Consider the following 25,410-nt stretch of genomic DNA (forward strand, 5'->3'; position numbering starts at 1 on the left):
TCAGGGGCGCGGGGAACTGCGCAGGAAGCCCCACCGGCCCGCACCCGGACAAGGCGCTCGCTTCGGGGGCGTCAGCGTCAGCTCACGCGGGTCAGCTTCGTGAGGAAGTCGGGCTCGGTGAGGGGCTTCTGGAGGGCCACGGGGACCTCCACGCCCTCTCCGGCGCCGTCGCCGACGATCAGGGTGCCGACCTCGGTGCCCGACTTCGCCGCGTGCGGGATGGTCGCGCTCGCGTCGAGTTCGAGCTTGACGGTCTTGCCCGCCCAGCCGACCGCCGAGACGTTCTTCGTCGCCACGACCGGGGTCTGGCCGCCGAGCCCGTCGTCGACGTACCCGACGACGTCGCCCTTCTTCAGGATCGTGTCGGAGGTCAGCGCGTCCTGGGCCGCGATCATGGCCGTCTTGCTGACCGCGTTGACGGTGTCGATGATCGGCGGGGTGTGCTGGCCGAGGATCGCGCCGACGACGATCGCCGTCTCACCGCCGACGTCCTTCGTGGCCGCGAAGAGCAGATTGCCGCCGGCGGCCGTGGTGGAGCCGGTCTTGATGCCGATGGCGTTGTCGTAGGGGACGAGACGGTTGTAGTTGCTCCAGGGCTGGCCCGAGGGGTCCTTCCAGGAGGGCAGCCTGGTGATGTCGGTGAGGGCCTTCATCTTCACCAGCTCGTTGCCGAGCTTGACCTGGTCCTCGGCGGTGGAGACGGTCGTCTCCTTCAGACCCGACGGGTCGGTGTACGTCGTGTTCTTCATGCCGAGGTCCTTGGCGGCGGCGTTCATCTTCTTGACGAAGTCCGCCTCGGATCCCTTGCTGTCCCAACGGGCGAGCAGCCGGGCGATGTTGTTCGCGGACGGAATCATGATGGCCGCGATCGCGTCGTACTGGGAGAGCTGGTCGCCCTCCTTGACGGTGTTGAGGGTGGACTCGCCGTCCTTGTCGTAACCGCCCTCGGTCTCCGCCTTGGCGTCGACGGGGATGGTCTTGCCCTTGGAACCCGGCTTCATCGGGTGTTCCTTGAGGATGACGTACGCGGTCATCGCCTTGGCGACGGAGCCGATGGCGACGGGCTTCTGCTCGCCGAAGCTGTCCATCGTGCCGATGCCCTCGACGTCCATCCAGCCCTGGCCCTCGTCGGGCCACGGCAGGGAGACCTTGTCGCCCTCGAAGGCGTACGACGCGTCCGCGGTGAGGGCGAGGGTGGGGGTGGGGAGCGGACGAACGGCCTGTACGACTGCAAAGACGATCACCAGCAGGATCACCAGCGGGGTCCAGATCTTGACCCTACGGATGAGCGTCCGCACCGGGGTCTGGCGCGGCGGGGGCGTGTTGGTCAGCTCCGCCAGGAGGTCCAGCGGGGGCTTCGGGGGCAGCGGCTGCTGCGTCGTGCGCTCCGGGCCCACCTGAGGGAGGGCCCGCGTCGCCTCCGCGGGGGCGGGAGGTGGCGGCGCGGCCGGCCCGGGTGCCGTGGTCGGCCTGGGCGTCGTGGTCTCGTCCAGCGACTTGAGCGCGACGAATTTGCTGGTCCGCTCGGCGGGGGGCGTCGCGGGCTCGTCGACCTCGCCGTCGGCGCGGGCGCCCTTGTCGGCGTCGGCGTCCTTGGGGGCGGCGTCGGCCTTGGGAGCGGCGTCGGCCTTGGCGGGCTCGGCATCGGCCTTGGCGGGCTCGGTGTCCTTGGGGACGGCGTCGCCCAGCTTGAGCATGGTGGTGGGGTGGTCCACGGCAGGTGGCTTCGGGGCCCGGAAGATGGCCGTCGGCTGATCCACCGCCCGCCGCGCCTCGGCTCCGCCGTCGCCGCCCGCTTCCCCGCCCGTACCGTCGGCGGCCTCGGGCCGGTCACCGGCAGGTCGGCGTTCGCCGGGGGCGGCGCCGGGCTCGTCACCGGAGCGCTCAGGGACGTCGTCGACGGCCTCCGGCTCGTCATCCGAGCCTGCGCGCACGTCGTCCGCGACCTCCGGCTCGTCACCGGAAAGCTCACGCCCGCCATCAGCGGCGCCGTCGGCGGCGGCATCCGGCTCGTCGTCGGACGGTCCACGCCCGCCGTCAGCGGTCTCCGCCGCGTCGCCCGCGGTCGTCTCCTCCGCGTCGGTCCCCCGAGCGGCATCGGCAGCCTTCGCCGCGTCCTCGGGGTCCCCCGCGTCGGCGGCGGCCGCCGCGGCGCCTCGCTCGCGCGGGTGAGCGTCCCCACCCTCGCGCTCGTCCCCGGCCGCCGGCTCCGTGCCGGTGTCCTCGTCCTCGTCCTCGTCCGTCTCGTCCTCCGAGGCGGAGCCAGAGACGGGCGTGGCCGGTGCCGTGGGACCGCCCTGCGCCGGGATGTCCGCGTCGGCCGAGTCGTCGGCCAAGTCGTCGGCCGGGGCCTCGGCAGGCGTCCGGGCCCCGCCCCGGTCCTCGGTGTCCGTCGTGTCGGGCCGGCCGGGCTTCGGCTCGTCCCGATCCGGCCCTGCGGTCTCAGCCGCCCCGGCGGCATCCGCCACCCCCTCCGCCTCCAGGAGCGCTCGGCGGGAGAAGACCGCTGTCGCCTGGTCCGGCTTCGGCGTGGCGGGCCGGGACATCGCGAGGCGTGGGTCCGGGGAGGGGGCGGCGGAGCCGGAGGAACGGTCCGGGGCCGAGCCTCCGGGGTCCGGAACCGCTGGCTCGTTCCCCGGCGTCGACTCCGTCGACGACTCGTACCGCTTCGACCTGTCGGGGGACGTGCCCGCCACCGATGCCTCCTCCCGCGCGCCGCCCGACCTAGGAGCGCGCGCCCAACCGAACCGTGAACCGTGAACCCGTGGATCCGCGAATCCGTGAAAGAACCCGCCGCCCGGACACTAGTCACCGCCGCACGACCGCGCCGCGCCGCTGTCCGAACCATGTACCAGTGTCCTGTGTGCGGGCTTAACCTCTCCGGCAGACGAGAACGACATACCTTCCGGTTCCACTACATTTCGGTCACGCACCCTCGACAGACCAATGTGAGAGGGGTCACCCTGTCATTCATCCACGCGGGGAGGCATGGATGGGCAGGAGCCGCAGAAGTATTCCGGAAGAGCTTCTACTGCTGGCGCTGGACCCGGCCACGGGTACCACCGCACAGCCGCAGTCGCTCGACCTTGGTCTGGCCGGAGCGCAGCTAGTGGAGCTGGCGCTGGCCGGACGGATAGCCCCGGACGGGGATCGTATCGCCGTGGTGTCCCCACGGCCGACTGGAGATCCGACGCTGGACTGCGCGTTGGAGTTGCTGCGAAGGCGTGGCGCTCCCGTGCGGGCGGTCCACTGGATAGGCGGGCCGCGTCTCGGGCTCCGCCAGACCTACCTCTCGCATCTGGAGCGGTGCGGCATGGTGCATGCCGTGGCGGGCCAGATGTGCGGAGTGCTGCCGACGACTCGCTACCAGGCGAGTCGGACCGAGATCAGCCGGGAGATCCGAGCCCGGCTGGATTCCGCGATCCGCACCGGCGTACCGCCGGACCCGCGGACCGCGGCGCTCGCCGCCCTGGCGCACGCGGTCGGCCTCGGCAAGCACCTGTATCCGGGGAACGAGGGACGCTCGTCCCGCTCCCGGCTGCGGGACCTGATCCGGCACGACCCCATGGGTGGCCTGGTGGCCCACGCCGTCATGGACGTGCAGAACGGCGTGGCCGCACAGCCGCGTCGCAGCCCGGCACCGACCGGCCGTCAGGCCGCCCCCGGAGCCAGGCCGCCCGCACCGGAGCCCGCGCGCGGCCTGCCGATGCAGCCGCGCCGAGGCTCGATGGCCCGCGTGGTGGCGCACTGAGATCCACCCGAACCACGCGCTGAGGCACCGAGGTGCGTGTGGGAGCAGGACCCCAGAGCCGCGGGTCCCTACCTCCCACCGCACCACGTGCCCCACGCATGCACTACGCACCACCCGCAGCACCCGCACCAGCACCACCCGCATCGCTTGCACCACAGGCGTCACCTGTATGCCGGCACCGGACGCTCGCGGGACCCCAGAACCCGTTCGGGAGCCGCCGGTTCGCGCGGGGCGTGTGCGACCGTACAGACGGCCGCACACGCCCCGCGCGGCCGCATGTCCGTCCACCAGTCACGCGTCGCGCCCCGCGGGTCGTCCTCGTGCCCCGCTCGGGTGCCGTCCCCCGGAGATCCGACAATTGTCCGGCGGAGATCCCTCCACGGCGGGAAAACACCGGCGCAAACGGCGCGTGCACAGCGCATATCCGCTGTTTTCCAGCGGTACTCAGCACCTTGGTGGCAATCTGCTCAGCAGCAGATACGCAAAGTAGAGGCACGCAGCCGGAGGTGCACGTCCCGTGGCGTCCAATGTCAATCCCACCGTCAGGCGACGCCGGTTGGGCCAGGAGCTGCGTCGGCTCCGCGAGCTCAAGGGTATGACCGCCGAAGAGGTCGCCGAGCGACTGCTGGTCTCCCAGTCGAAGATCAGCCGCCTGGAGAACGGCCGCCGCTCCATCAGCCAGCGCGACGTACGCGACCTCTGCGGGGTCTACGAGGTCGAGGATCAGAGAGTCGTCGACTCCCTGATGCAGATGGCCAAGGACTCCCGCCAGCAGGGCTGGTGGCACGCCTTCGGGGACGTGCCGTACAGCGTCTACATCGGCCTGGAGACCGACGCGGAGTCGCTGCGGGTGTACGACCCCCAGGTCGTCCCCGGGCTGCTGCAGAGCCGCCCCTACGCCGAGGCCATCATCCGGGGCGCGCTGCCCGAGACGTCGGCGACCGAGATCGAGAAGCGCGTCGAGGTGCGCATACGGCGCCAGGACCGTGTCACCACCGACACCAACCCGCTGCGGCTGTGGACGGTGCTGGACGAGGCGGCCCTGCGCCGGGTGGTGGGATCCCGGTCGGTGATGCGCGAACAGCTGGAGCACCTCATCGAGTTGTCCCAGGTCCCGCATGTCACGGTGCAGGTGCTGCCGTTCGAGGTCGGGGCCCACCCGGGCATCAACGGCCAGTACGCCATCCTGGAGTTCGTCGACGCGGCGGATTCGAGCGTGGTGTACATCGAAGGGGTGACCAGCGACCTCTACCTGGAGAAGCCGCACGACGTGCAGAAGTACACCGTCATGTACGAGCACCTCCGCGCGCAGGCGCTGAACGTCGAGCAGTCACGGCAGTTCATCGAGAACGTCGCGAAGGAATACGCGCGCTGAACCCCCCGGACACCGGCGCACCTCTCGACCACCAGAGCGACCCTCAGGGCGATTCCAGACGCTCTGGGAAACTCCTGAACGAGGAAGCGCCGGAAGATACACCCTCCACATGCCCCAGTGGAAGACCATATTGGAATATGCCACCCGCACGAGTGAATAGTCGCTTCGTCTGCCGATGCTGACGAGTAGCGTCGATCACGCCAAGAGCTCAGCAGTCTTGGCGCAAACCGAACCGCGGGTTCCGCAGGGAACTCGCGGCGCGGCGACAGCAACTCAGCGACGAACCAGCACCGGAGCAGAAATGGCAATCCAGCAAGGCGCCACGGACAGGTGGGTCAAGTCCTCCTACTCCCAGGGGAACGGCGCGTGCGTCGAGATCAAGTCCCCCGTCCTGTCCGCCATGGCGGTCCGGGACTCCAAGGTCACCGACGGCCCCACCCTGGCGTTCCCCGCCGACGCGTGGAACACCTTCGTCTCCTCGGTCAAGGCCTGAGATACGGTTCCGGCCCTCGTTCGAGCGCCTGAACGACAACTCCACAAGCACCACCGACAGAGCCCTCTCGACCGGCCCGCCGTCCTGGCCGAGGGGGCTCGGCCTTGCCCCCGCGCGGTTCCCGCCTCCCGGGCCGCCCGGCCCCTAGCGCAGCCGGTCCACGTACCGGTCCGTCCCCGGCACCGTGGGGACGAACGGGGCCAGCAACTCCAGCCTTCCCAGACCGCCTTCGGCGACCGCCTCCCCCAGCCCGCCGAAGGACGCCTCCCAGCAGTCCTGCGGGTCGGCCTCCAGGAACCACAGGAGGGTGAGGCGGGTGTCGACACCCTCGACCTGCTTGACGTACGACATCCGGTCGAGGGGCAGCGGGGTGGGCCGGAAGACCGTGACCATCGCGGCCGGTGATCCGGCGAGCCGCTTCGGCAGATGGCGGGACCGCAGCCACTCCAGCAACTCCGCACGCTCCTCGGGCCCCTCGGCGTCGATCACCTGGAGCACGAGGCCGGCGTACGGGTGGTCCAAGGCGTGGACGTCACGCGGGCCGGCGGCCCCGTCGCGGTAGACGGTGACCTCGTGGTCCTGGAACGCGGTGAAGACGTGCGTACGGTCCTGGTAGACGCGTGCGTCGCGATTCAGCCGTTTGTTGATGGCGACGGTCCAGCGCATGTGGTCGTCGTAGCGGCCGTCGGTGATCCAGTACGTGGAGAGGTAGCAGCCGGCGGTGACCGGCTGGGCGATCGCCGACTTCTCCGGGACGCGCAGGAGTTGGAGGTCGCGGGTGGCGACCCAGCGGCGTCCGGCGAACATCCAGGGCATGGCCATCGCGCCCGCGTAGTAGTGGTCGTCCTCGTACCAGCGGTTGTACGCGTACTCGTGGCCCGGGTGCGGCTCGACCATCGTGATCAGGGCGTGGCCGGGGCGGACGCCGTAGGGGCCTACGGCGGCCAGTTCGGCGTACGTGGAGCTGTGGGTGTCCTCGCTCATGCGTTTTCCCTTCCGTCCACCTGCGGTCGCCCATACTCTGACGCTCCGTCAGATAATGTGCCAGAGCCGGGAGGTCTCCGATGTCACTGCTCGCGGGAAGGACCGTCGTCGTCTCGGGAGTCGGTCCCGGACTGGGCCAGCGGGTCGCCGCGGCGGTCGTACGGGACGGCGGGAACGCCGTGCTGGGGGCGCGCACGGAGGCGAATCTCGCCAAGGCCGCGGCGGATGTGGACCCGGACGGGGCGCACACGGCGTACCGGGCGACCGACATCACCGACGAGGCGCAGTGCGCGGCGCTCGCGGCGCTGGCGCGGGAGCGGTTCGGGGGTGTGCACGCGGTGGTGCACGTGGCGGCCTGGGACAGCTACTTCGGGGGCCTGGAGGACGCCGACTTCGCCACCTGGCAGGCGGTGCTCGACGTGAACCTGCTGGGCACCCTGCGGATGACCCGGGCCTGTCTGCCCGGCCTGAAGGCGGCGGGCGGCGGCTCGATCGTCATCATCGGCACGCAGTCGTCGGTGGCCGCGCCCTCGCAGGTGCGGCAGGCGGCGTACGCGGCGTCCAAGGGTGCGCTGACCAGCGCGATGTACTCGCTGGCGCGGGAGTTGGGACCGCATCGGATCCGGGTCAACACCGTGCTGCCGGGCTGGATGTGGGGGCCGCCCGTGGAGGCGTACGTACGGTTCACCGCGCACGGTGAGGGCGTGTCCGAGGCGGAGGTACTGGGGCGGCTGACCGAGCGGATGGCACTGCCGGAGCTGGCCACGGACGGGGACGTGGCGGACGCGGCGGTCTTCCTGGCCTCCGACCGCGCCCGAGCGATCACGGGCCAGTCACTGCTCGTCAACGCGGGCGAACTGATGCGCTGAGGAGCGCGCGGCGGCGGACGCCCGACGGGGCGTCGGCGGACGGTGATCATTTCCGGCCACACGAGGTTCACATACATAAACTCAAGTCATCGCGCGGAACTTCTTTGCCCGCTCTTGACCTTCCTGTTCCTTGCCGTGGCCATGCCACCGAACCCAGAGTTCACATGCCTGACCCAAGTCTGAACCTGGCGGCGGACCCTGGAAGGGGGCCCATGAATAGTCTCGACTGGGCCGTGCTCATCGGCTACTTCGGTGTGATGGTCGCGATCGGCGTCTGGTCGCACAAGCGCGTGGACAACGTCAGCGACTTCTTCACCGCCGGCGGCAAGATGCCCTGGTGGCTCTCCGGCATCTCGCACCACATGTCGGGCTACAGCGCGGTGATGTTCACGGGCTACGCCGGCATCGCCTACACCTACGGCGTCACCTCCTTCGTGACCTGGTCGTTCCCGATCGCCCTCGGTATCGCCATCGGCTCCAAGCTGTTCGCGCCGCGCATCAACCGACTGCGCTCACGGCTGCATGTCGCCTCCCCGCTGGAGTACTTGAAGAACCGGTACAACCTGGGCACGCAGCAGGCGTTGGCCTGGTCCGGCATGCTGCTGAAGATCGTGGACGTCGGCGCCAAGTGGGCCGCGATCGCGACCCTGCTCTCGGTCTTCACGGGCATCTCCCTGAACCAGGGCATCCTGATCACCGGCACGATCACCGCCGTCTACTGCACGATCGGCGGCCTCTGGGCCGACGCGCTGACCGAGCTGGGGCAGTTCGTCATCCAACTCCTCGCCGGTGTAGCCATGTTCATCGCCGTGGTGGTGAAACTGGGCGACCACGGAGGCTTCTTCGGCGTCTGGGACCACCCGAAGCTGGAAGGCCACGCCGAGCCGCTGGTGGGCCCGTACGGAACGGTCTTCCTGCTCGCCTTCCTGTTCATCAAGCTGTTCGAGTACAACGGCGGCATGCTCAACCAGGCCCAGCGCTACATGGCCACCGCCACCCCGTACGAGGCCGAGCGCTCCGCCCGGCTGTCGGCGGCCCTGTGGCTGATCTGGCCGCTGGTGCTGTTCTTCCCGATGTGGATGTCACCGCTGCTGGTGACCTCGGAGAAGGGCGACGGCTCCGACTCCTACGCCCTGATGACCGAACAGCTGCTGCCGCACGGCCTGTTGGGCCTCGTCATCGTCGGCTTCTTCTCCCACACGATGGCCATGTGCTCGTCCGACGCGAACGCCATCGCTGCCGTCTTCACCCGGGACTGCGCGCCGGTGATCTGGCGCCGGGCCCGTACCTGGACCGAGGGGCAGGGGCTGCGGGTCGCCCGGATCGCGACGGTCGTCTTCCTCGGTCTGTCCATGGCGGCGGCGACCCAGGTCAACTCGCCCGCCTTCAAGGACATCATCACCGTCGTCATCAAGTGGGTGGCCGGGCTGATGGGACCGATGGCCATCCCCATGATGCTCGGGCTGCTGCGGCCGTTCCGTCGCTCCGGGCCGACGGCGGCGCTCACCAGCTGGGCGTGCGGGCTGTTCGCCTTCTGGCTGGTGAACTACCCGATCCACTGGAACATCGACGGCGGTGTGCCCCTGCAGTACCAGGTGTCCGTCCCGCTGGCCGTCTCGCTGGTCCTGTACATCGTCATCGGGTTCGTCAAGCCGGAGGACACGCCCGAGCGGCTCGCGATCATCGAGACGATCAACTCGGACGGCGACGGTGACGGCAGGGGCGGCGCCGGGGCCGCGGCGCCGGTTCCCGCGCGGGGCGAGGACGCGTCCAGCCCCAGCGGGGTCTGAGGGCGATCCCGATCCGTGGGAGGGCCGTCCCCGGGAGCCCGGGGACGGCCCTCACGGCTGGGCCGGCTGGGCCGGCTGGGTGCGGTGGCGGGCGAGGTGGGCCGCGATCGTGCGGGCGCAGGTCAGGGACTCGGTGTGGGTGGTGTCGACCTCCAGGTCGTACTGGACGCCCTGGTGGACGAGGTCCGCCTGGGCGGCGGCCATGCCGAGGACCCGGTCGCCGCGGGCGATCTCGCGGGCGGCGGCGACGGCGGAGTCGCAGCGGACACCGACCCAGAGGACGTCCAGAGGGCTGTCCCCCTCGGCGAGGATCTGCTGCCAGCGCTGTTGGGAGGCGGCTCCGCCGAGGAAGACGTCGTCGACGATGATATGGGCGCCCGCGCGGGCCATGGCCACGATGCCCCGGGCCCAGGCCTGTTCCAGGGTGCGGAAGTCCGCGCCGATGGCGACCGCGCCGTCGGGGGAGATCCCGATGCCGCCGTCCGCCGTCTGCATCCTCGCGGGCATGGCGTCGGTGAGGGAGTCGATCCCGAACGTGAGCCACTGGTCGGGCAGTTCGGCCTGCAGGCACCGGGCGAGGCCGGATTTGCCGGAGCTGGAGCCGCCGTTGAGGATGATCATCTGGGTGGTCATCGGGTCACGGTAGAGCGGCTCGGCCGCGTCGCGAAACCTATTTCGGCGGCGGTTTCGTCGGTGGGCGGATCATGAAGACGTCCACCGGGTCCTCGGTCTCCAGGAGGAAGCCGTGACGCTCGTAGAGGCGTCTGGCGGGGCTGCCCTGGAGGACGTTGAGGCGAACGGGTACGCCGTCGTGCTCGCAGCGGGCGAGGAGGGTCTGGAGGACGGCTGTGCCGATGCCGGTGCCCTGGAGGTGGGGGGCGAGGTAGAAGTGCTCCAGCCAGTGCGCGTCGGCGGCCGGGCGCAGGGCCACGCAGCCGGCGAAGGTGTCGGCGACCTCGATGATCCAGGTGTGGGCCGGGTCGTAGGCGTCGCGGAAGCGTTGGCGGACGCGGTGGGGGTCGTAGCGGCCGAGGCGTTCGAGGTCGGGCCGCATGACGGTGGCGCGCAGCTCGGCGACGGAGGTGAGGTCGGTCGCTGTTGCGGGGCGTATGTTCCAGTCGGCCATGATCGTCACGGTACCGCTGCGCTTGGCTTGCGCCGGGGGCCGATGGGGGCTTCTGTTGGCTGCCGGGTGCGCGTGTGTTGGGGCTGGGCGCGCAGTTCCCCGCGCCCCTTGTGGGGCGGGCCAGGTCAGGCTCGGGGGTAGCGGGTCAGCCAGCCTGGGACTGCTCCGGTGGGGGCGTGGAGGGCCGGGCCCTGGGTCATCTCCAGGGCGAAGTCGTCGGCGAGGACGAGGATCGTGGGGCGGCCCTCCAGTTCGGCCAGCCAGGCCGGTGGCAGGGCCGTCTCGCCGTGGAGGGCGCCGAGGAGGCCGCCCGTCAGGGCACCCGCGGCGCCGGAGGGGCCCCCGTGGTTGACGGCGAGGCACAGGCCCTGGCGGATGTCCTCGCCGACCAGGGTGCAGTACACGGCGACGGCCAGGACCCCGGCGGCGGCACCGTCACCGGCCAGCTGCTCGACGACCGCGGGTGACGGCGGGCCCTGGCGGACGGCGGCCACGGCCTGCTGGAGGGCCTCGGCGACCGGCTGGTGGCCGGGGCGGGCGGCCAGCAGCACCAGGGTCTTCTGGACGGCGGCGTCGAGGCTCTCCCCGCGCGCGAGGGCGTGCACGATGACGGCGTACGAGCCGGCGGTGAGGTACGCGACGGGGTGGCCGTGGGTCTGGGCCGCGCACTCGACGGCCAGCTGGAAGACGAGCTGGGGTTCCCAGCCGACGAGGAGCCCGAAGGGGGCGGAGCGGCCGGCGGCCTCACCGCCGGACGCGCCGGGGTTCTTGGGGGCGTCGAGGGTGCCCATGGTGCCGTCGCCGAAGCCGAGGAGGCATATCAGGGAGGGGTCGCGGCGCACGTAGAGCCACTCCTCGCGGGCGAGCCAGCCGTCGTCCTTACGGCGTTCGTCGGGCCCCCAGTCCCGCTGGGTCGCCGCCCAGCGCAGATACGCCCGGTGCAGATCGGTCGGCGGGTGCCAGACGCCGGTGTCCCGGCGGACCTGGGCACGGATCAGGCCGTCGACGGTGAACAGGGTGAGCTGCGTGAGGTCGGTGATCGCGCCGCGCCTGCCGTACGCGGAGGCCAGATCGGTCAGCCCCTCCGGGCCGTACGCCTCACCGATCTGCGCCAGGGTGAGCTGGTCGACCGGCGCGCCCAGCGCGTCGCCGACGGCAGCGCCCAGCAGCGTCCCGCGCACGCGGCTGCGGAAGTCCTGCTGCTCGACCCGCCCCCAGACGGCACCGGCTGTCGCACCCACCCCGGCCTCCTCATGGCCCCTGTCCGACCCGTACGTCAGTACGTCAGTACATCCGTACGCCCGTACGGCTCGACAGTCCAGCACTGTAATGGAACGGGAACGGTCCGTTCAGGGCTCCGGTTGACCGTTAAACGTTTCTTGCGCCACAACCTGTTGATCGACTTCAGTCGCCAAACGGGCGGATGCGAACAGCCGCCGTAACCAGGTCCAACTCCCGGAGAACTGGAGATTCCGTGCCCGCGCGATGCCCGCGCGCAGCGGCATTCGTGGCGCCCTTGACGGCAGCCTCAGGAACAGTGCTGTGAGGTGGGGCGGAGTCGCCGGGCGAGGGTGCCCGGCCACGGGGGGTCTCGTCTTTCGGCCATCAGCGGCTCCACGGAGATCCAACGCACCGAAAAACGGCTGGGGTTGACCCATGATCACGCACATAGTTGGACCATGGCTGAAACCCAGACCCCCCGCGGCTCACTTCTCCCCCTGGCCTCCACCCTGCTCGTCGGCACGATCGCCCTCTACATGGCGCTCGTCGCGTTCAGCAACATCACCGACTTCGGCACGAATCAGCAGTTCGTCCGCCATGTCTTCGCCATGGACACCACGTTCAAGGACGAGGACCTGATGTGGCGGGCCATCGAGTCCAAGGGCGTCCAGGACGCGGCGTACGTCCTGATCATCGTCTGGGAGACCGTGGCGGCGCTGCTGCTCATCGCCGCCACCTGGTTCTGGGCCCGCGCCCTCGGCCACCGCACCTTCCACACGGCCCGCCGCTACAGCACCGCCGGTCTCCTCATGGTCCTTCTGCTCTTCGGCGCCGGCTTCATCGCCATCGGCGGCGAATGGTTCGTCATGTGGCAGTCCAGCGACTGGAACGGGCTCGACGCGGCCCTGCGCGTGTTCCTGCTGAGCGGAGTGGTCCTGCTGGTGACGTACCTGCCGGCGAACGACCGCGCGGCCGGCTGACCGGCAGCCGGGCCGCGTCACGGCGTCCGGGAGCGGTCACCCCCGGACGCCGTCCCGGAAGGCGTCCCGGAAGGCGTCCCGGGCCCCGGTGGCCCTGGCGATCAGCGGGCCGAAGGGCGCCGGGTCGGTGTCGGGGGCGCGGGACAGGAGGGTCAGCCGGAGAGTGAGGTCGGCCAGGTCCTCCCAGTCGTGGTCGCGTGCCAGCCCCTCGGAGAGCATCGACTCGGCTCGCGGTCCGTCGCCCAGTGCGCAGGCGACCAGCACCTCCTCGAACGAGGCGGCGGCGTCGCTGCTCTCCTCCACCCGCGTGGTGATCGGCTGGAGGAGACGGGACAGTTCCTCGGCCACGGGCAGCTCCCGCGACCGGCCCAGCAGGAGGGACGATTCCGCCCTGATGAACCTGAGCCTGTGCCTCAAGGCCGCCGCCGGATCACCGACGTGCCGCGCGCGTTCCCACCGGTCGCTCACGCCGGCGACGTACCAGCGCGTCGTCACCGTCTCCGCGTCGTCCGACTGCTCCGCGGTGTCCCCGAGGCCGTCCAGCAACTGCCGGGCCTCGTCGTGACGTCCGCACCACAGCAGCACCTCGGCGCTCCTGCGGGTCGCCCACGCGGTCTCCTCCCCGCGCTCCACGCACTGTCCGAGATCGGCGAGCGCCTGCGGAAGGCGCCCGCAGGCGATGGACGTTCTCGCCCGGGCGGCGTGCAGACCAGGCGTGTCCGGGCGGAGCGCGATCGCCCGGTCCAGGTCCCGTAGCGCCGCCACGTACTGTCCTCGCCGCAGGCGCACCACGCCCCGGTCCGCCAGCACGGCCGCGTCGTCCGGCTCGCGGTCCAGCGCCCGGTCGAGTTCGGCGACCGCGTCGTCGTCGGCACTCAGGGCCCGCAGCGCCGCCGCCCTCTCCGAGGCCCAGCGGTGGGGTTCGCGTTCCCGTGCGAGGTCGTAGTCCTTCAGCGCCTCCTGGTAGCGGCCGGCGTCCTGGTGGGCCCTGGCCCTCTGCCCCAGCGCCCAGGTGCCCGACCCGTCGGCCGCCACCGCGCGGTCCAGATCCGCGGACATCCCGTCCTGGTCGCCCAGTTCGCCCAGGAGGAACGCCCGGTGGACCATGGCCCAGGCGTACCTCGGGTTCAGTTCGATCGCGCGGTCGAAGGCCGTGCGGGCCTCCTCGTGGCGGCCCAGGCGTGCCAGCGCGTAGCCGAGGCTCGCGTGGGCGGAGACATGGGCGGGATCGAGCCGGCAGGCCCGCCCGAGTTCCTCGACGGCCTCCTCGTTCCTGCCCGCCAGCCGGTAGGCGTCCCCCCGCTCGGAGGCGATCCACGCGCTGTCCGGAGCGATCCGCACGGCCCGGTCGAGGTCGGCGAAGGCCTCGTCGTGCCGGTCCCGGTCCAGATGCAGCTCCGCGCGGTGGACCAGGGCCCACAGATACTCCGGATCGTTCTCCAGCGCCCGGTCGAAGTCGGCGAGTGCCCCTTCGTCGTCGCCGAGGCGGTGTTTGCTCTGCCCCCGGCTCGCCAGGGCCAGTCCGTGCGCGGGATCCAGTTCGAGCACGCGGTCGAAGGTGGCCACCGCCTCCTCGTAGCGGGCCAGGGCGTGCAGGATGTCCCCGCGGACGCCGAGGGTCTGGGCGGTTCCGGGGCGCAGCGCGTCGGCGCGGTCGACATCGGCCAGGGCCGCCGCGTACTCGCCTCGTCTGCGGTGCGTGATGCCCCGCCCCTGGTACGCGTCCGCCGACTCCGGGTCCAGCGCGACGGCACGGTCGTACTCGGCGAGGGCACGGTCGTACTCCCCCGCCCAGCGCAGTTCGCGCCCCCGTACGCCGTGTGCCCTGGCCCGCACCGGCGGGTCTAGGTCGGCCCGGGTCAGGAGCAGCGCCAGGGCGGACAGCACCCCGTCCGGCTCCTCGGCGAGGGCCGCGAGGAGGTCGCGTCCCCATGCGCCCACCGCTTCCGTCTCCGTCTGTTCCCCGGCGTCCGCCAGGGCTTGGGCGCAGCCCCGGGCCGCCCCCTCGTCGGCTTCGCACGCGTCGACGACGTCCCGCAGCGCCTGCGCCAGGGCGGTCTGCGGGCGGGCGCACAGCAGGTGGTACAGCTCTTCGATCCTCAGCTCGCGCCAGGACTCGTCGAGCCACAGACCGGCCGGGTCCAGCCCCTCCCCGGCCGTGGCCCGGCGCTCGCCGAACGCCTCGGCCAGTCGCGTGTGCCGCTCGGTCCAGCGTTTCGGCGTCCGGGCGCGCTGGAACCTGAGCATGGCGGTCCGCACGACGCCGTGGAACTCCGCCCGACCGGCGCGCTCAGTCACGAACGGCAGCCCGCACAGCCACTCGTAGAGTTCCTGGGTCTCCGCGCCGTCCGCCACCGCCCCGAGCAGGTCCTCGTCCAGCCGGCGCGGCAGCGCGCACGCGAGCGCCGTCGCCCGCCGTGCCGGGTCCCGCTCCCACTTCAGGAAGCGCTCCACGGCCGTGGCGGAGGGGTCGTCGACGGTGCCCGGGCCGCCGCCCGGGTTCTGGGCCAGCGTCGACACGAGCACCGGGAGCCCGCCGGACAGCCGCAGCACCTCCCGTACGACGTTCTCGTCCACGATCTGCCGCGCCGCGAGCAGTTGGCGGGACTCGGACTCCGTGAAGGGGCGCAGGGCCAGCTCGGTGACGAAGCCCGCGTAGTCGCCCCAGCGGGCGGGGTCGGGGCCGTGCTGGCCCGCGAGGGTGAGGATCACGTTCGCGGGGAGGGCGCCGTGGCGGTCCGTCGTGACGAGGTCCAGGAGCCAGGCGTCGAGGAAGGGCGAGGTCCGTTCGTAGGTGTCGAAGAAGAGGCTGACCCAGGGGACGTCGGCGGCCACCCGGTCCAGTTCCGCGACGAAGACCGGGGTGAGGGCCGTCAGGGGTTCCAGCACGAGCTGTACGTCGTCGTGGTTGCTGAAGCGTGCGCTCAGCGCGGCCCGCAGCCGGTCCGTCCGGTGGGCGACCTGGGCCGGGTCGACGGCGCCGGCGAAGGCGCCCACGACCGGGACCATGCCCAGCCCGATGAGCCCGGCCCGGGAGGCCGCCAGGCTGCCCGCCGAGGGCGCGGCGGGTGCGTCGGCGCCCGGCCCCGCGTCCAGCGCGGCCGACGCCCTCTCCGCCTCGTGCCGGCGCTGGCGGTAGGTGCCGAGGAGCCTGTCCAGCGCCTTCAACTCGGCACCCTGCCGGGCGAACTGCGCGCTGATGGCCGCCATCGCCTCCGGCACGCTGTTGACCGTCTCGTCGGTGCGGGCGGTGAGCGCCTTGTGCCGGGTCGCCACGGCCTCCAGCTCGCGGACGAGTGAGGACTTGCCGACGCCGGCCGGGCCGTGGACGTGGAAGACGAACGTGTGCCGTTCGTCCTCGGGTGGCGTGTCGAAGTTCCCTCGGAACAGGTCGAGTTCCCTGCGGCGCCCCACGAATCCGGCGCGCTTGCGGCGCGCGATCAGCTCCTGCATCGTCGGCCGCGTCGGCCTCATCGGTCCCACCCCCGTGCCCGGTCTCCCCGAAGGTACCCGGGCGGACGGTCTCCCTCACCTTCCCCCGTCGGCACGGGCGAAGACCGACAGACTGTCAGTCCAACACCGGCAACAACTCCGGCAGATGACCGTCGGAGGCCTCGGCCGCCCGCTGCCGTTCCTCCGGGACGGGCCCGTACAGCGTGGTGCGGGGGCGGGCGGGGCGGCCCGCCGTCTCCGCGACCGCGATCAGGTCCTTGACCGACTTGTAGGAGCCGTAGGAGGAGCCCGCCATGCGGGAGATGGTCTCCTCCATGAGGGTGCCGCCCAGGTCGTTGGCGCCCGAGCGGAGCATCTCCGCCGCGCCCTCCGTGCCCAGCTTCACCCAGCTGGTCTGGATGTTGGGGATGTGGGGGTGGAGCAGCAGGCGCGCCATGGCGGTGACGGCGCGGTTGTCGCGCATCGTCGGGCCGGGGCGGGAGATGCCCGCCAGGTACACGGGTGCGTTGGTGTGGATGAAGGGGAGGGTCACGAACTCCGTGAAGCCCCCTGTCTGTTGCTGGATCCGCGCCAGGGTGCGCAGGTGGCCCAGCCAGTGGCGCGGCTGGTCGACGTGGCCGTACATCATCGTCGAGGAGGAGCGGATGCCCACGTCGTGGGCGGTCGTCACCACCTCGATCCAGGTCGCCGTCGGCAGTTTGCCCTTGGTCAGGACCCAGCGGACCTCGTCGTCCAGGATCTCCGCCGCCGTGCCGGGGATGGAGTCGAGGCCCGCCTCCTTCGCGGCCGTCAGCCACTCGCGGATCGACATCCCGGTGCGGGTCGCGCCGTTCACCACCTCCATCGGGGAGAAGGCGTGGACGTGCATGCCGGGGACGCGTGACTTCACGGCCTTCGCGATGTCGAAGTAGGCCGTGCCCGGCAGGTCGGGGTGGATGCCGCCCTGCATGCAGACCTCGACCGCGCCGAGGTCCCAGGCCTGCTGGGCGCGGTCGGCGACCTGGTCCAGGGAGAGCGTGTACGCGTCGGCGTCCGTGCGGCGCTGCGCGAAGGCGCAGAAGCGGCAGCCGGTGTAGCAGACGTTGGTGAAGTTGATGTTGCGGGTGACGATGTACGTGACGTCGTCGCCGACGGCCGACCTGCGGACGTCGTCCGCGATCCGGGTGAGCGCGTCGAGCGCCGGACCGTCCGCGTGCAGCAGGGCGAGCGCCTCGGCGTCCGTCAGTTTCGTCGGGTCGTCGGCCGCCGTCGCCAGCGCCGCCCGTACGTCCGTGTCGATGCGCTCGGGGGTCATCCCGGGCGCCGCCGCCTCGCGCAGGGCGCCCCAGTCGCCGTAGACGGAGTCGAAGTCCTCGCGGCGGTCGCCGGTGCGGCCCTCGGTGTCGATGGCGGTGTGCAGATCCGTGCGTCCGGCGGCGACGAAGACCTCGTCGGGCTCCTGCCACGGGTGGCCCTCGACGACGGCGTCCGGCAGCGCGAGCCCGGTCTCGGGGTCGGCCAGCGCCCGTACGTGCGGCAGCAGGCGCGGGTCGAGCCACGGTTCGCCGCGCGTCACGAACTCCGGGTAGACGCAGAGGCGTTCGCGCAGTTCGAAGCCGGCCGTCCGGGAGCGTTCGGCGAGTTCCTCGATCTGCGGCCAGGGGCGCTCGGGGTTCACATGGTCGATGGTGAGGGGGGACACCCCGCCCCAGTCGTCGATCCCGGCGCCGATCAGCCGCTCGTACTCGTTGTCGACCAGGTTCGGCGGGGCCTGGATGCAGCCGGCCGGGCCCATGATGTGCCGGGCGACGGCCACCGTGGCGACCAGCTCGTCCAGCTCCGCGTCCGGCATGCCGCGCATCGCGGTGTCCGGCTTGGCGCGGAAGTTCTGGATGATCAGTTCCTGGATGCCGTGGTAGGCGCGGGAGACCTTCCGGAGGGCGAAGAGGGACTCCGCCCGCTCCTCGTAGGTCTCGCCGATGCCGATGAGGACGCCGGAGGTGAAGGGGACGGAGGAGCGGCCCGCGTCCTCCAGCACCCGCAGCCGGACGGCCGGTTCCTTGTCCGGGGAGCCGTGGTGCGGGCCGCCGGGCTCGGACCACAGCCGGGTCGCGGTCGTCTCCAGCATCATGCCCATGGAGGGCGCGACGGGCTTGAGGCGCTGGAAGTCCGTCCAGCTCATCACGCCGGGGTTGAGGTGCGGGAGCAGGCCCGTCTCCTCCAGGATGCGGATGGAGATGGCGCGGACGTAGGCGATCGTGTCGTCGTAGCCGTGGGCGTCGAGCCACTCGCGCGCCTCCGGCCAGCGGTCCTCCGGCTTGTCACCGAGCGTGATCAGCGCTTCCTTGCAGCCGAGCGCGGCCCCCTTGCGGGCCACGTCCAGCACCTCGTCCGGCGACATGAACATGCCGTGGCCGGCCCGGCGGAGCTTGCCCGGGACGGTGACGAACGTGCAGTAGTGGCACTTGTCCCGGCAGAGCCGGGTGAGCGGGACGAAGACGCTCTTCGAGTACGTGATGACACCGGGCCGCCCGGCCTCGGCGAGCCCCACGTCCCGTACCCGTGCCGCCGAGGCGGCGAGGTCCTCCAGATCGGCGCCGCGCGCCTGGAGCAGCACCGCCGCCTCGCTCACGTCGAGCGCCACGCCGTCACGGGCGCGTTTGAGCGCGCGCCGCATCGAGTTCCCGGTGGGAGCGGTGGGGCCGGTGGAGTCGGTGGGTCCGTTTCCAGAGGTCGCGGAAGTCGTCATCCGTCGAGCATACGAGCGACCGGATCGGCCCAGACAGGCACGGCGGACCGGATGGACCGTGATGCGTTACACGGTGTAACCGGCGGCGAGCCGACGGGCCGCCTTCGGACGGCCGACCACTCGCGCTATCAGCCGCCGACGACAGCCGGCACCGGCGCCCATACCCGCCATGAATTGCCGCCATGAATTACCGCCACCCATAACCGCCACCACCACCCCCCATTACCGCCCAGTAATACCAATGGGTAATTTTGCGGCTCACTTGCGGGACGAGTGAACAGTTTGTGCGCGAGGCCGAATATGGCTGTCCGATAACGGAGTTACTCGTGCCACGGACGATTGCGAACTTTCCTTTTTTCGCAACCTCCGATCAAATACGTTCACTTGAACCATCACGCGTGTCAGAGGCCCCGGGCGTCACGGGACAGAACCGTCCGCCCGCCCGCACGGCCGACCGCGTACAGGAAGGACCCCCCACCAAGTGACCAGCAACCGCTGGGCGTTCAGGGCCGCAGCGACCTGCGTGGCCCTCGCCACCGCCGCCGCGACGTTCACGCTTTCCACCGTCACCGGCACGCAGGCCGCCGAAGCCCACCCCACCCACCTGCACACCCACACCGCGCACGAGCACGCGCACGACCTCGAAAGCCCGCTCACCAGGACCCAGGCCGCCCAGCGCGAGGAGGCCCTCAAGCAGCTCATATCCGGCGACGCCACGGTCGAGAAACGTGACGGCTCCAAGGTCGTCCAGCTCAAGAGCAGGAAGGGCGAACCCAAGTACGTCGAGCTCGGACGCGAGAAGACCGACCGGATCTTCACGGTCCTCGTCGAGTTCGGCGACAAGACCGACGACCGCTACGGCGGCACGCCGGGCCCGCTGCACAACAAGATCGCCAAGCCGGACCGCAAGAAGAACAACACGACGGCCTGGCGGGCCGACTACGACCGCAAGCACTACGAGCAGTTGCTCTTCGGCACGGGCAAGAAGACCGAGTCGATGAAGAAGTACTACGAGAAGCAGTCCTCGGGCCGCTACTCCGTGGAGGGAGAGGTCTCGGCCTGGGTCAAGGTCCCCTACAACGAGGCCCGTTACGGCTCCAACAAGTGCCAGCCCGACACCTGCGCCTGGCAGGTCGTCGCGGACGGCGTCACCGCCTGGGCCGAGCAGCAGAAGGCGGCCGGGCGGACGGACGCCCAGATCAAGACGGAGCTGGCGAGCTTCGACACCTGGGACCGCGGGGACTTCGACGGCGACGGCGACTTCAACGAGCCCGACGGCTACATCGACCACTTCCAGCTCGTCCACGCGGGTGAGGGCGAGGAGGCCGGCGGCGGACCGCAGGGCGAGGACGCCATCTGGTCCCACCGCTGGTACGCCTTCAACGACGACTGGGACAAGACCGGCCCTGAGGGCAACAAGCGCGGCGGCGCCCCGATCGGCGACACCGGCATCTGGGTCGGCGACTACACGATCATGCCGGAGAACGGCGGCCTCGGCGTCTTCGCCCACGAGTACGGCCACGACCTCGGCCTGCCGGACCACTACGACACCAGCGGCAAGGGCAGCAATTCCACCGGCTCCTGGACCCTCATGTCGGGCGGCTCCTGGCTCGGCCGGAGCAGGACCGAGATCGGCGACCTGCCCGGCGACATGACCGCCTGGGACAAGCTCCAGCTCGGCTGGCTGAACTACGACCGGGCCAAGGCCGGGAAGAAGTCCACGCACACGCTGGGCGTCGCCGAGTACAACACCAAGGACAAGCAGGCCCTCGTGGTCGAGCTGCCCGAGAAGCGGGTCGAGGTCGACGTCGTCAAGCCCGTGGAGGGCACGCGGGAGTGGTGGAGCGGCAGCGCCAACAGCCTGTCCAACACGCTGACCCGTTCCGTGGACCTCACCGGGCGGACCTCCGCGGCGCTGACGCTCGACGGCTGGTGGGACATCGAGAAGGAGTACGACTTCCTCTACACCGAGGTCTCGACCGACGGCGGCGCCACCTGGACGGCGGTCGACGGCACCGCCGACGGCCGGCCGATCAGCCGTGACGGCGACGGCAGGCCGGTCCTGGACGGCACCACGGACGGCTTCCGGAAGCTGTCGTACTCCCTGGACGCCTACGCGGGCCGGAAGATCGAGCTGCGGTTCCGCTACCAGACCGACAAGTTCGTGGCCCAGAAGGGATTCGTGGCCGACCGGATCACCGTCACGGCCGACGGCTCGCCCCTCTTCTCGGACAACGCCGAGACCGCCGACCCCGCCTGGACGGCCGCCGGCTTCTCCCGCTTCGGCGGCTCCTACACCACGGAGCACGAGCAGTACTACATCGCCGAGAACCGCCAGTACGTGTCGTACGACCAGGCGCTCAAGCTCGCGATCAACACCACACGCCCCGACTGGGTGGAGCGCTACCCGTACCAGAACGGCCTGCTGATCTGGAAGTGGGACACCTCGCAGCAGGACAACAACACCAGCCAGCACCCCGGTGTCGGCCTGCTGCTGCCGGTCGACGCCCACCCGAAGGCCCTGAAGTGGTCCGACGGCGAGCCGGCCGGCAATGACCACCAGACGCACGACTCGACGTTCACCCTGGGCCGCACGGACGCCTTCACGCTGCACTGGGGCAAGAAGGTCACGCTGAAGGTCACGTCGAAGAAGGGGGTGCCGGTCTTCAACGACCGCACCCACACCTACTACGACAAGAGCAACCCCACAGGCGGCGTCAGGATCACCGACACCAACACCAAGATCCAGATCGTCAAGGAGGCCAAGGACGGCTCGACGGTCACGGTCCGGGTGGAACCCGCGGGGAAGTGACCACGACCCTGGACTGATCGCGGTAACCCGCGCCACCGAAGGGCCGGGCCGCACGGCCCGGCCCTTCGGCTGAGAAGCACAGGGCGCAGCCCCGGCCGCTGCTCAGGGGCGCGGGGAACCGCGCGGCCGACCACGACGGATCCGCACCCGCCGACCCGCCCGAACCCGGCAGACGAGACGCCGACTACGCCACGAACTCCCCGTACTGGTCCAGCAACGCCAGCACCTCCCCCTCCCCAGCCGGAGGCAGTTGCACCACCGCCTCCTCGATCCCCAGCTCCGCGTAGTACGCCAGCTTCCCCGCGCTCGGCTGCACCGCGTACGGCACGACCTGCAGCGCCGCCGGATCACGCCCCGCGTCCGCCCAGGCCGTGCGCAGCACCGGCAACGCCTCGCTCAGGCCACGCCCCCCGATGGGCAGCCACCCGTCCGCGTACTCGGCGATGTGCGCGAACAGCTTCGGCCCCGCCGCCCCGCCGATCAGCGTGCGCGGCCCCACCACCGGACCGCGCGCCTTCTGCACCGGCTTCGGGTACGCGGAACTCGCCCGCACGCTCCCGAACTCCCCCGCGTACGCCGTCGGCTCCTCCGCCCACAGCGCCCGCATCAGCGCCATCCGGTCCCGCACCAGCTCCCGGCGGGTGCCCCACTCGACCCCGTGGTCGGCGGCCTCCTCGACGTTCCAGCCGTAGCCGAGGCCGAGGGTGAGACGGCCGCCGGAGAGGTGGTCGACGGTCGCGATCTGCTTGGCGAGGTCGATCGGGTCGTGCTGGGCGACCAGGGTGATCCCGGTGCCGAGCCCGAGCCGCTCGGTGACGGCCGCGGCCTGGCCGAGCGCGACGAAGGGGTCGAGGGTGCGGCCGTACTCGCGGGGCAGGTCACCGCCGGCCGGGTACGGGGTCGTCCGCTCGACGGGGATGTGCGTGTGCTCGGGGAGGTAGAGCCCCGCGAAACCGCGTTGCTCCAGCTCCCGGGCGAGCCGGGTCGGAGTGATCGTCTCGTCGGTGAGGAAGATCGTCACGGAGATGCGCATGTGTCATCTCTAGCGGCTATGGACAAGGATGTCCATACCGACCGGTCGGCACTTAGGGGAGCCGACCGGTCGGGCGGGCGGGCCGCGCGAGGCGCGCGAGGCGTGTGGGCCGCGCGGGGCGTGCGGGCCGCGCGGGGCGTGCGGGCCGCGCGGGGCGGCGGGTCAGTCTTCATCGGCGTTCGGGGCGGGACGCGTCGGCGTGGCCCCGCGCAGGGCGCGCCTGGCGGCCGCGATCGTGCCGGGCAGGGGGCCGAGGCGGTGGACGAGGGCCCAGCGGCCGTCGTCGTACGCGGCGGCCACGGTGGACGAGCCGCGGGTGGCGCCGTCGTGCCAGCGGAGCGAAGGGGCCCGCAGCCAGGAGGGCGCCGGGTCGCCGAACCGGCGTTCCACGAGCAGCGCCACCAGGAGGTCCGCCAGGGTCCGGCAGCCGGACCACAGGCCGCCGGCCGGCAGGATCGCCCCGGTCATGGTCCACAGGGGGCGGGGGCGGCCGAACAGATCACGCGGCACGAGCCGCCGCCCTTCCGGTGGGCTCGCCGTCATCGCTCCCGCGCCCAGCCCGAGCGGCGACAGGACGTGCGTGTCCACCAGTTGCTGGTACGAGCGGCCCGTGACGCTCGTGAGCGCGAGCCCGAGCACGGCGTAGCCGAGGTTGGAGTACTCCTCCCGGCCCGGCCGTCCCGCCGTCAGCCGGTCCAGGTCACGCAGCGACTCCCGCAGCACCGCCTCCGTGAAACCGGCGTACGGGTCCTCGGGCGGGCCCGTGGGCAGGCCGGTGGGTCCGGCGGGCAGCCGGGGCAGGCCCGAGGTGTGTTCGGCGAGGTGCCGCAGGGTGATGCCGGTCCCCCTCGGCACCTCGTCGAGGCACTCCTCCAGCGGGGTGTCGAAGTCCAGCTCCCCCGCCGCCGTCAGCCGGGCCAGGACGGTGCCGGTGAGCACCTTGGTGAGGGAGCCGATCTCCACGAACCGGTCCGCGTCATGGCCGTGCGCGACCCGGTCGGTGACACCGGCTCCGCCCAGCACACAGATCGGTGTCCACACGCGCACGCTCCCCCGCTCCCCGCTCTGTCGCGTATCGAAAACTGGCGATTCCTTTCCCTTGCCCCGCAGTTCACCACCGCATACGAAGGTGGCGGACACCACGCACCACCCCCGCACCACTCCACGCACCACCCACGCCATGTCACTCACGACCGACCTGGGGAGCAGCAGCATGTGCGACGACCACCACGGTGACGGGAACGGACTGGGAAGGCGCGCGCTGTTCGTGACGTCGGCGGCGGCCGCGCTTACGTTGGGAAGCGTGACCTTCTGGACGAGCGGCGCCGAGGCCGCGGACGGCGAGCAGGAGACCAGGACGATCAGGGGGACCCTCCCCACCGGATCCCCTGACTTCGTGTATCTGCCGGTGGAAGTACCCGCCGGGGTAAGGGAGTTCAGGGTCTCCTACAGCTACGAGAGAACGACCGTCCCGGCCGGCACGATGGGCAACGCCCTCGACATCGGCGTCTTCGACGAGCGCGGCACCGAACTGGGCGGCAAGGGCTTCCGCGGCTGGTCGGGCGGCGCCCGCACCGAGTTCTTCATCCGGACCGACGAGGCGACCCCGGGGTATCTCCCGGGCCCCGTACGCCCCGGGACCTGGTACATCGCGCTGGGCCCGTACACGGTGGCACCGGACGGGCTGCCGTACGAGATCACGATCACCCTGACGTACGGCAGGCCCGCCCCGGCGGTGCGGCCGGTGTATCCGCCGGAGCGGGCCAAGGGGCGGGGCCGGGCCTGGTACCGGGGCGACTGCCATCTGCACTCCTGGTACTCCGACGGCCGCCGTACGCCCGCCGAGCTGGCGGCGCTCGCGCGGGCCGCGGGACTGGACTTCATCAACAGCTCGGAGCACAACACCCAGTCCGCGCACGCCCATTGGGCCGACCACGCGGGTGACGACCTGCTGATCATGCTGGGCGAGGAGGTCACCACGCGCAACGGGCACGTGGTGGCGCTCGGCGTCGACCCGGGCACGTTCGTCGACTGGCGCTACCGGGCGCGGGACAACCGGTTCGGCAAGTACGCACGCCAGATCCGCCGCGCCGGGGGCCTGGTCGTCCCGGCCCATCCGCACGCCACCTGCATCGGTTGCAACTGGAAGTTCGGCTTCGGCGAGGCGGACGCGGTGGAGGTGTGGAACGGGGCGTACTCGCCGGAGGACGAGGTGGCGCTCGCCGACTGGGACGGCATGCTCGTCGCGGCGGTGCGCGAGGGCCGTCAGGACTGGATCCCGGCGATGGGCAACAGCGACGCCCACCGCGATCCCGACCCCGTCGGCCGCCCCCAGACGGTCGTCCTGGCCGAGGAGTTGAGCCGGGAGGCGATCCAGGAGGGGCTGCGGGCGGGCCGCTCGTACGTCGCCGAGTCCAAGGACGTGTCCGTGTCGTTCACGGCGTCCGGGCCGCGCGGCGGGCACGCGGGCATCGGCGAACGGTTGAAGGTGGACGGCGACACCCCGGTCACCGTCCGTCTGGAGGCCACGGGCTCCGCCGGCTGCACCATCCGCTTCGTCACCGACCAGGGCGTCCTGTTCACCTCGCCCACGATCCCGGAGTCCGGCACGGGCACGGCCCAGTGGCGTACGACGGCCTCGTACGCGGCGTACGTGCGCGCCGAGGTCCGCCGGCCACCGATCGTCCCGGGGTTCCCGGGCCCACTGGCGGCCTTCACCAACCCGATCTTCCTGGGGCGTCGCTAGCGGTCACCTCCAAGATGCGGGACCGACAGGGGGAACCCGCGTACGAAAC

General features: G+C 71.4%; 17 protein-coding genes. 8 read left to right on the top strand and 9 right to left on the bottom strand.

The window, feature by feature from the left end:
• Window positions 1–77 precede the first annotated feature (77 nt).
• Window positions 78–2,696, bottom strand: coding sequence for a D-alanyl-D-alanine carboxypeptidase (locus tag GWK25_RS38725; RefSeq protein WP_215456182.1), 2,619 nt, complete (start codon window positions 2,694–2,696; stop codon window positions 78–80).
• Window positions 2,697–2,992: 296 nt separating this feature from the next.
• Here GWK25_RS38725 and GWK25_RS38730 point away from each other — a divergent pair, with 296 nt between their 5' ends.
• The 3 genes from GWK25_RS38730 to GWK25_RS38740 all read left to right on the top strand — a co-directional run bounded on the left by GWK25_RS38730 (window position 2,993) and on the right by GWK25_RS38740 (window position 5,619).
• The gene (locus GWK25_RS38730) at window positions 2,993–3,751 is read left to right on the top strand and encodes a GPP34 family phosphoprotein (protein ID WP_215456183.1); all 759 of its coding nucleotides are present in this window, start codon (window positions 2,993–2,995) and stop codon (window positions 3,749–3,751) included.
• Window positions 3,752–4,268: 517 nt separating this feature from the next.
• Entirely contained in the window at window positions 4,269–5,126 is an 858-nt protein-coding gene (locus GWK25_RS38735) for a helix-turn-helix transcriptional regulator (RefSeq protein WP_184892816.1), read from the top strand.
• 301 nt (window positions 5,127–5,427) lie between these two features.
• Window positions 5,428–5,619 (top strand): DUF397 domain-containing protein, encoded by a 192-nt coding sequence (locus GWK25_RS38740; RefSeq protein WP_045556149.1) that lies wholly within the window; start codon window positions 5,428–5,430, stop codon window positions 5,617–5,619.
• A gap of 144 nt (window positions 5,620–5,763) precedes the next feature.
• On the opposite strand, the gene GWK25_RS38745 is transcribed toward GWK25_RS38740, so the two are convergent.
• The gene (locus tag GWK25_RS38745; RefSeq protein WP_215456184.1) at window positions 5,764–6,603 is read right to left on the bottom strand and encodes a hypothetical protein; all 840 of its coding nucleotides are present in this window, start codon (window positions 6,601–6,603) and stop codon (window positions 5,764–5,766) included.
• Window positions 6,604–6,683: 80 nt separating this feature from the next.
• Here GWK25_RS38745 and GWK25_RS38750 point away from each other — a divergent pair, with 80 nt between their 5' ends.
• Entirely contained in the window at window positions 6,684–7,472 is a 789-nt protein-coding gene (locus GWK25_RS38750) for an SDR family oxidoreductase (RefSeq protein ID WP_215456185.1), read from the top strand.
• Between the two features lie 212 nt (window positions 7,473–7,684).
• The gene (locus GWK25_RS38755; protein ID WP_215456186.1) at window positions 7,685–9,262 is read left to right on the top strand and encodes a sodium:solute symporter family protein; all 1,578 of its coding nucleotides are present in this window, start codon (window positions 7,685–7,687) and stop codon (window positions 9,260–9,262) included.
• Between the two features lie 51 nt (window positions 9,263–9,313).
• On the opposite strand, the gene cpt is transcribed toward GWK25_RS38755, so the two are convergent.
• The 3 genes from cpt to GWK25_RS38770 form a co-directional block, all read right to left on the bottom strand.
• Window positions 9,314–9,895 carry a chloramphenicol phosphotransferase CPT gene (gene cpt, locus GWK25_RS38760; protein ID WP_215456187.1) on the bottom strand — a complete coding sequence of 194 codons (582 nt, stop codon included), beginning with the start codon at window positions 9,893–9,895 and terminating at the stop codon, window positions 9,314–9,316.
• 37 nt (window positions 9,896–9,932) lie between these two features.
• Window positions 9,933–10,388: a GNAT family N-acetyltransferase gene (locus GWK25_RS38765; RefSeq protein WP_215456188.1), complete on the bottom strand. Its 456-nt coding sequence runs from the start codon at window positions 10,386–10,388 to the stop codon at window positions 9,933–9,935.
• A gap of 125 nt (window positions 10,389–10,513) precedes the next feature.
• Window positions 10,514–11,629, bottom strand: a complete 1,116-nt coding sequence (locus GWK25_RS38770) for an ADP-ribosylglycohydrolase family protein (RefSeq protein ID WP_215456189.1) — start codon at window positions 11,627–11,629, stop codon at window positions 10,514–10,516.
• A gap of 438 nt (window positions 11,630–12,067) precedes the next feature.
• On the opposite strand from GWK25_RS38770, the gene GWK25_RS38775 reads away from it, so the two are divergent.
• Window positions 12,068–12,589, top strand: a complete 522-nt coding sequence (locus GWK25_RS38775; protein WP_215456190.1) for a DUF2165 domain-containing protein — start codon at window positions 12,068–12,070, stop codon at window positions 12,587–12,589.
• 36 nt (window positions 12,590–12,625) lie between these two features.
• Here the strand turns inward: GWK25_RS38775 and GWK25_RS44405 are convergent, their stop codons facing one another.
• Both GWK25_RS44405 and GWK25_RS38785 read right to left on the bottom strand, forming a co-directional pair.
• The gene (locus tag GWK25_RS44405) at window positions 12,626–16,063 is read right to left on the bottom strand and encodes an ATP-binding protein (protein WP_286014576.1); all 3,438 of its coding nucleotides are present in this window, start codon (window positions 16,061–16,063) and stop codon (window positions 12,626–12,628) included.
• Window positions 16,064–16,157: 94 nt separating this feature from the next.
• On the bottom strand, window positions 16,158–18,770 hold the full coding sequence (locus GWK25_RS38785) for a bifunctional FO biosynthesis protein CofGH (protein ID WP_215456192.1): 2,613 nt from the start codon (window positions 18,768–18,770) through the stop codon (window positions 16,158–16,160).
• A gap of 481 nt (window positions 18,771–19,251) precedes the next feature.
• Between GWK25_RS38785 and GWK25_RS38790 the strand changes: the two genes are divergently transcribed.
• On the top strand, window positions 19,252–21,582 hold the full coding sequence (locus GWK25_RS38790; protein ID WP_215456193.1) for an immune inhibitor A domain-containing protein: 2,331 nt from the start codon (window positions 19,252–19,254) through the stop codon (window positions 21,580–21,582).
• A 184-nt stretch (window positions 21,583–21,766) separates the two neighbouring features.
• Here the strand turns inward: GWK25_RS38790 and GWK25_RS38795 are convergent, their stop codons facing one another.
• Both GWK25_RS38795 and GWK25_RS38800 read right to left on the bottom strand, forming a co-directional pair.
• Window positions 21,767–22,615 (bottom strand): LLM class F420-dependent oxidoreductase, encoded by an 849-nt coding sequence (locus GWK25_RS38795; protein ID WP_215456194.1) that lies wholly within the window; start codon window positions 22,613–22,615, stop codon window positions 21,767–21,769.
• 162 nt (window positions 22,616–22,777) lie between these two features.
• Entirely contained in the window at window positions 22,778–23,662 is an 885-nt protein-coding gene (locus GWK25_RS38800) for a serine hydrolase (protein ID WP_308404428.1), read from the bottom strand.
• 166 nt (window positions 23,663–23,828) lie between these two features.
• Between GWK25_RS38800 and GWK25_RS38805 the strand changes: the two genes are divergently transcribed.
• On the top strand, window positions 23,829–25,361 hold the full coding sequence (locus tag GWK25_RS38805) for a CehA/McbA family metallohydrolase (protein ID WP_215457890.1): 1,533 nt from the start codon (window positions 23,829–23,831) through the stop codon (window positions 25,359–25,361).
• Window positions 25,362–25,410 lie beyond the last annotated feature (49 nt).

Source organism: Streptomyces sp. ATCC 21386, from assembly GCF_018728545.1.
GTDB lineage: Bacteria > Actinomycetota > Actinomycetes > Streptomycetales > Streptomycetaceae > Streptomyces.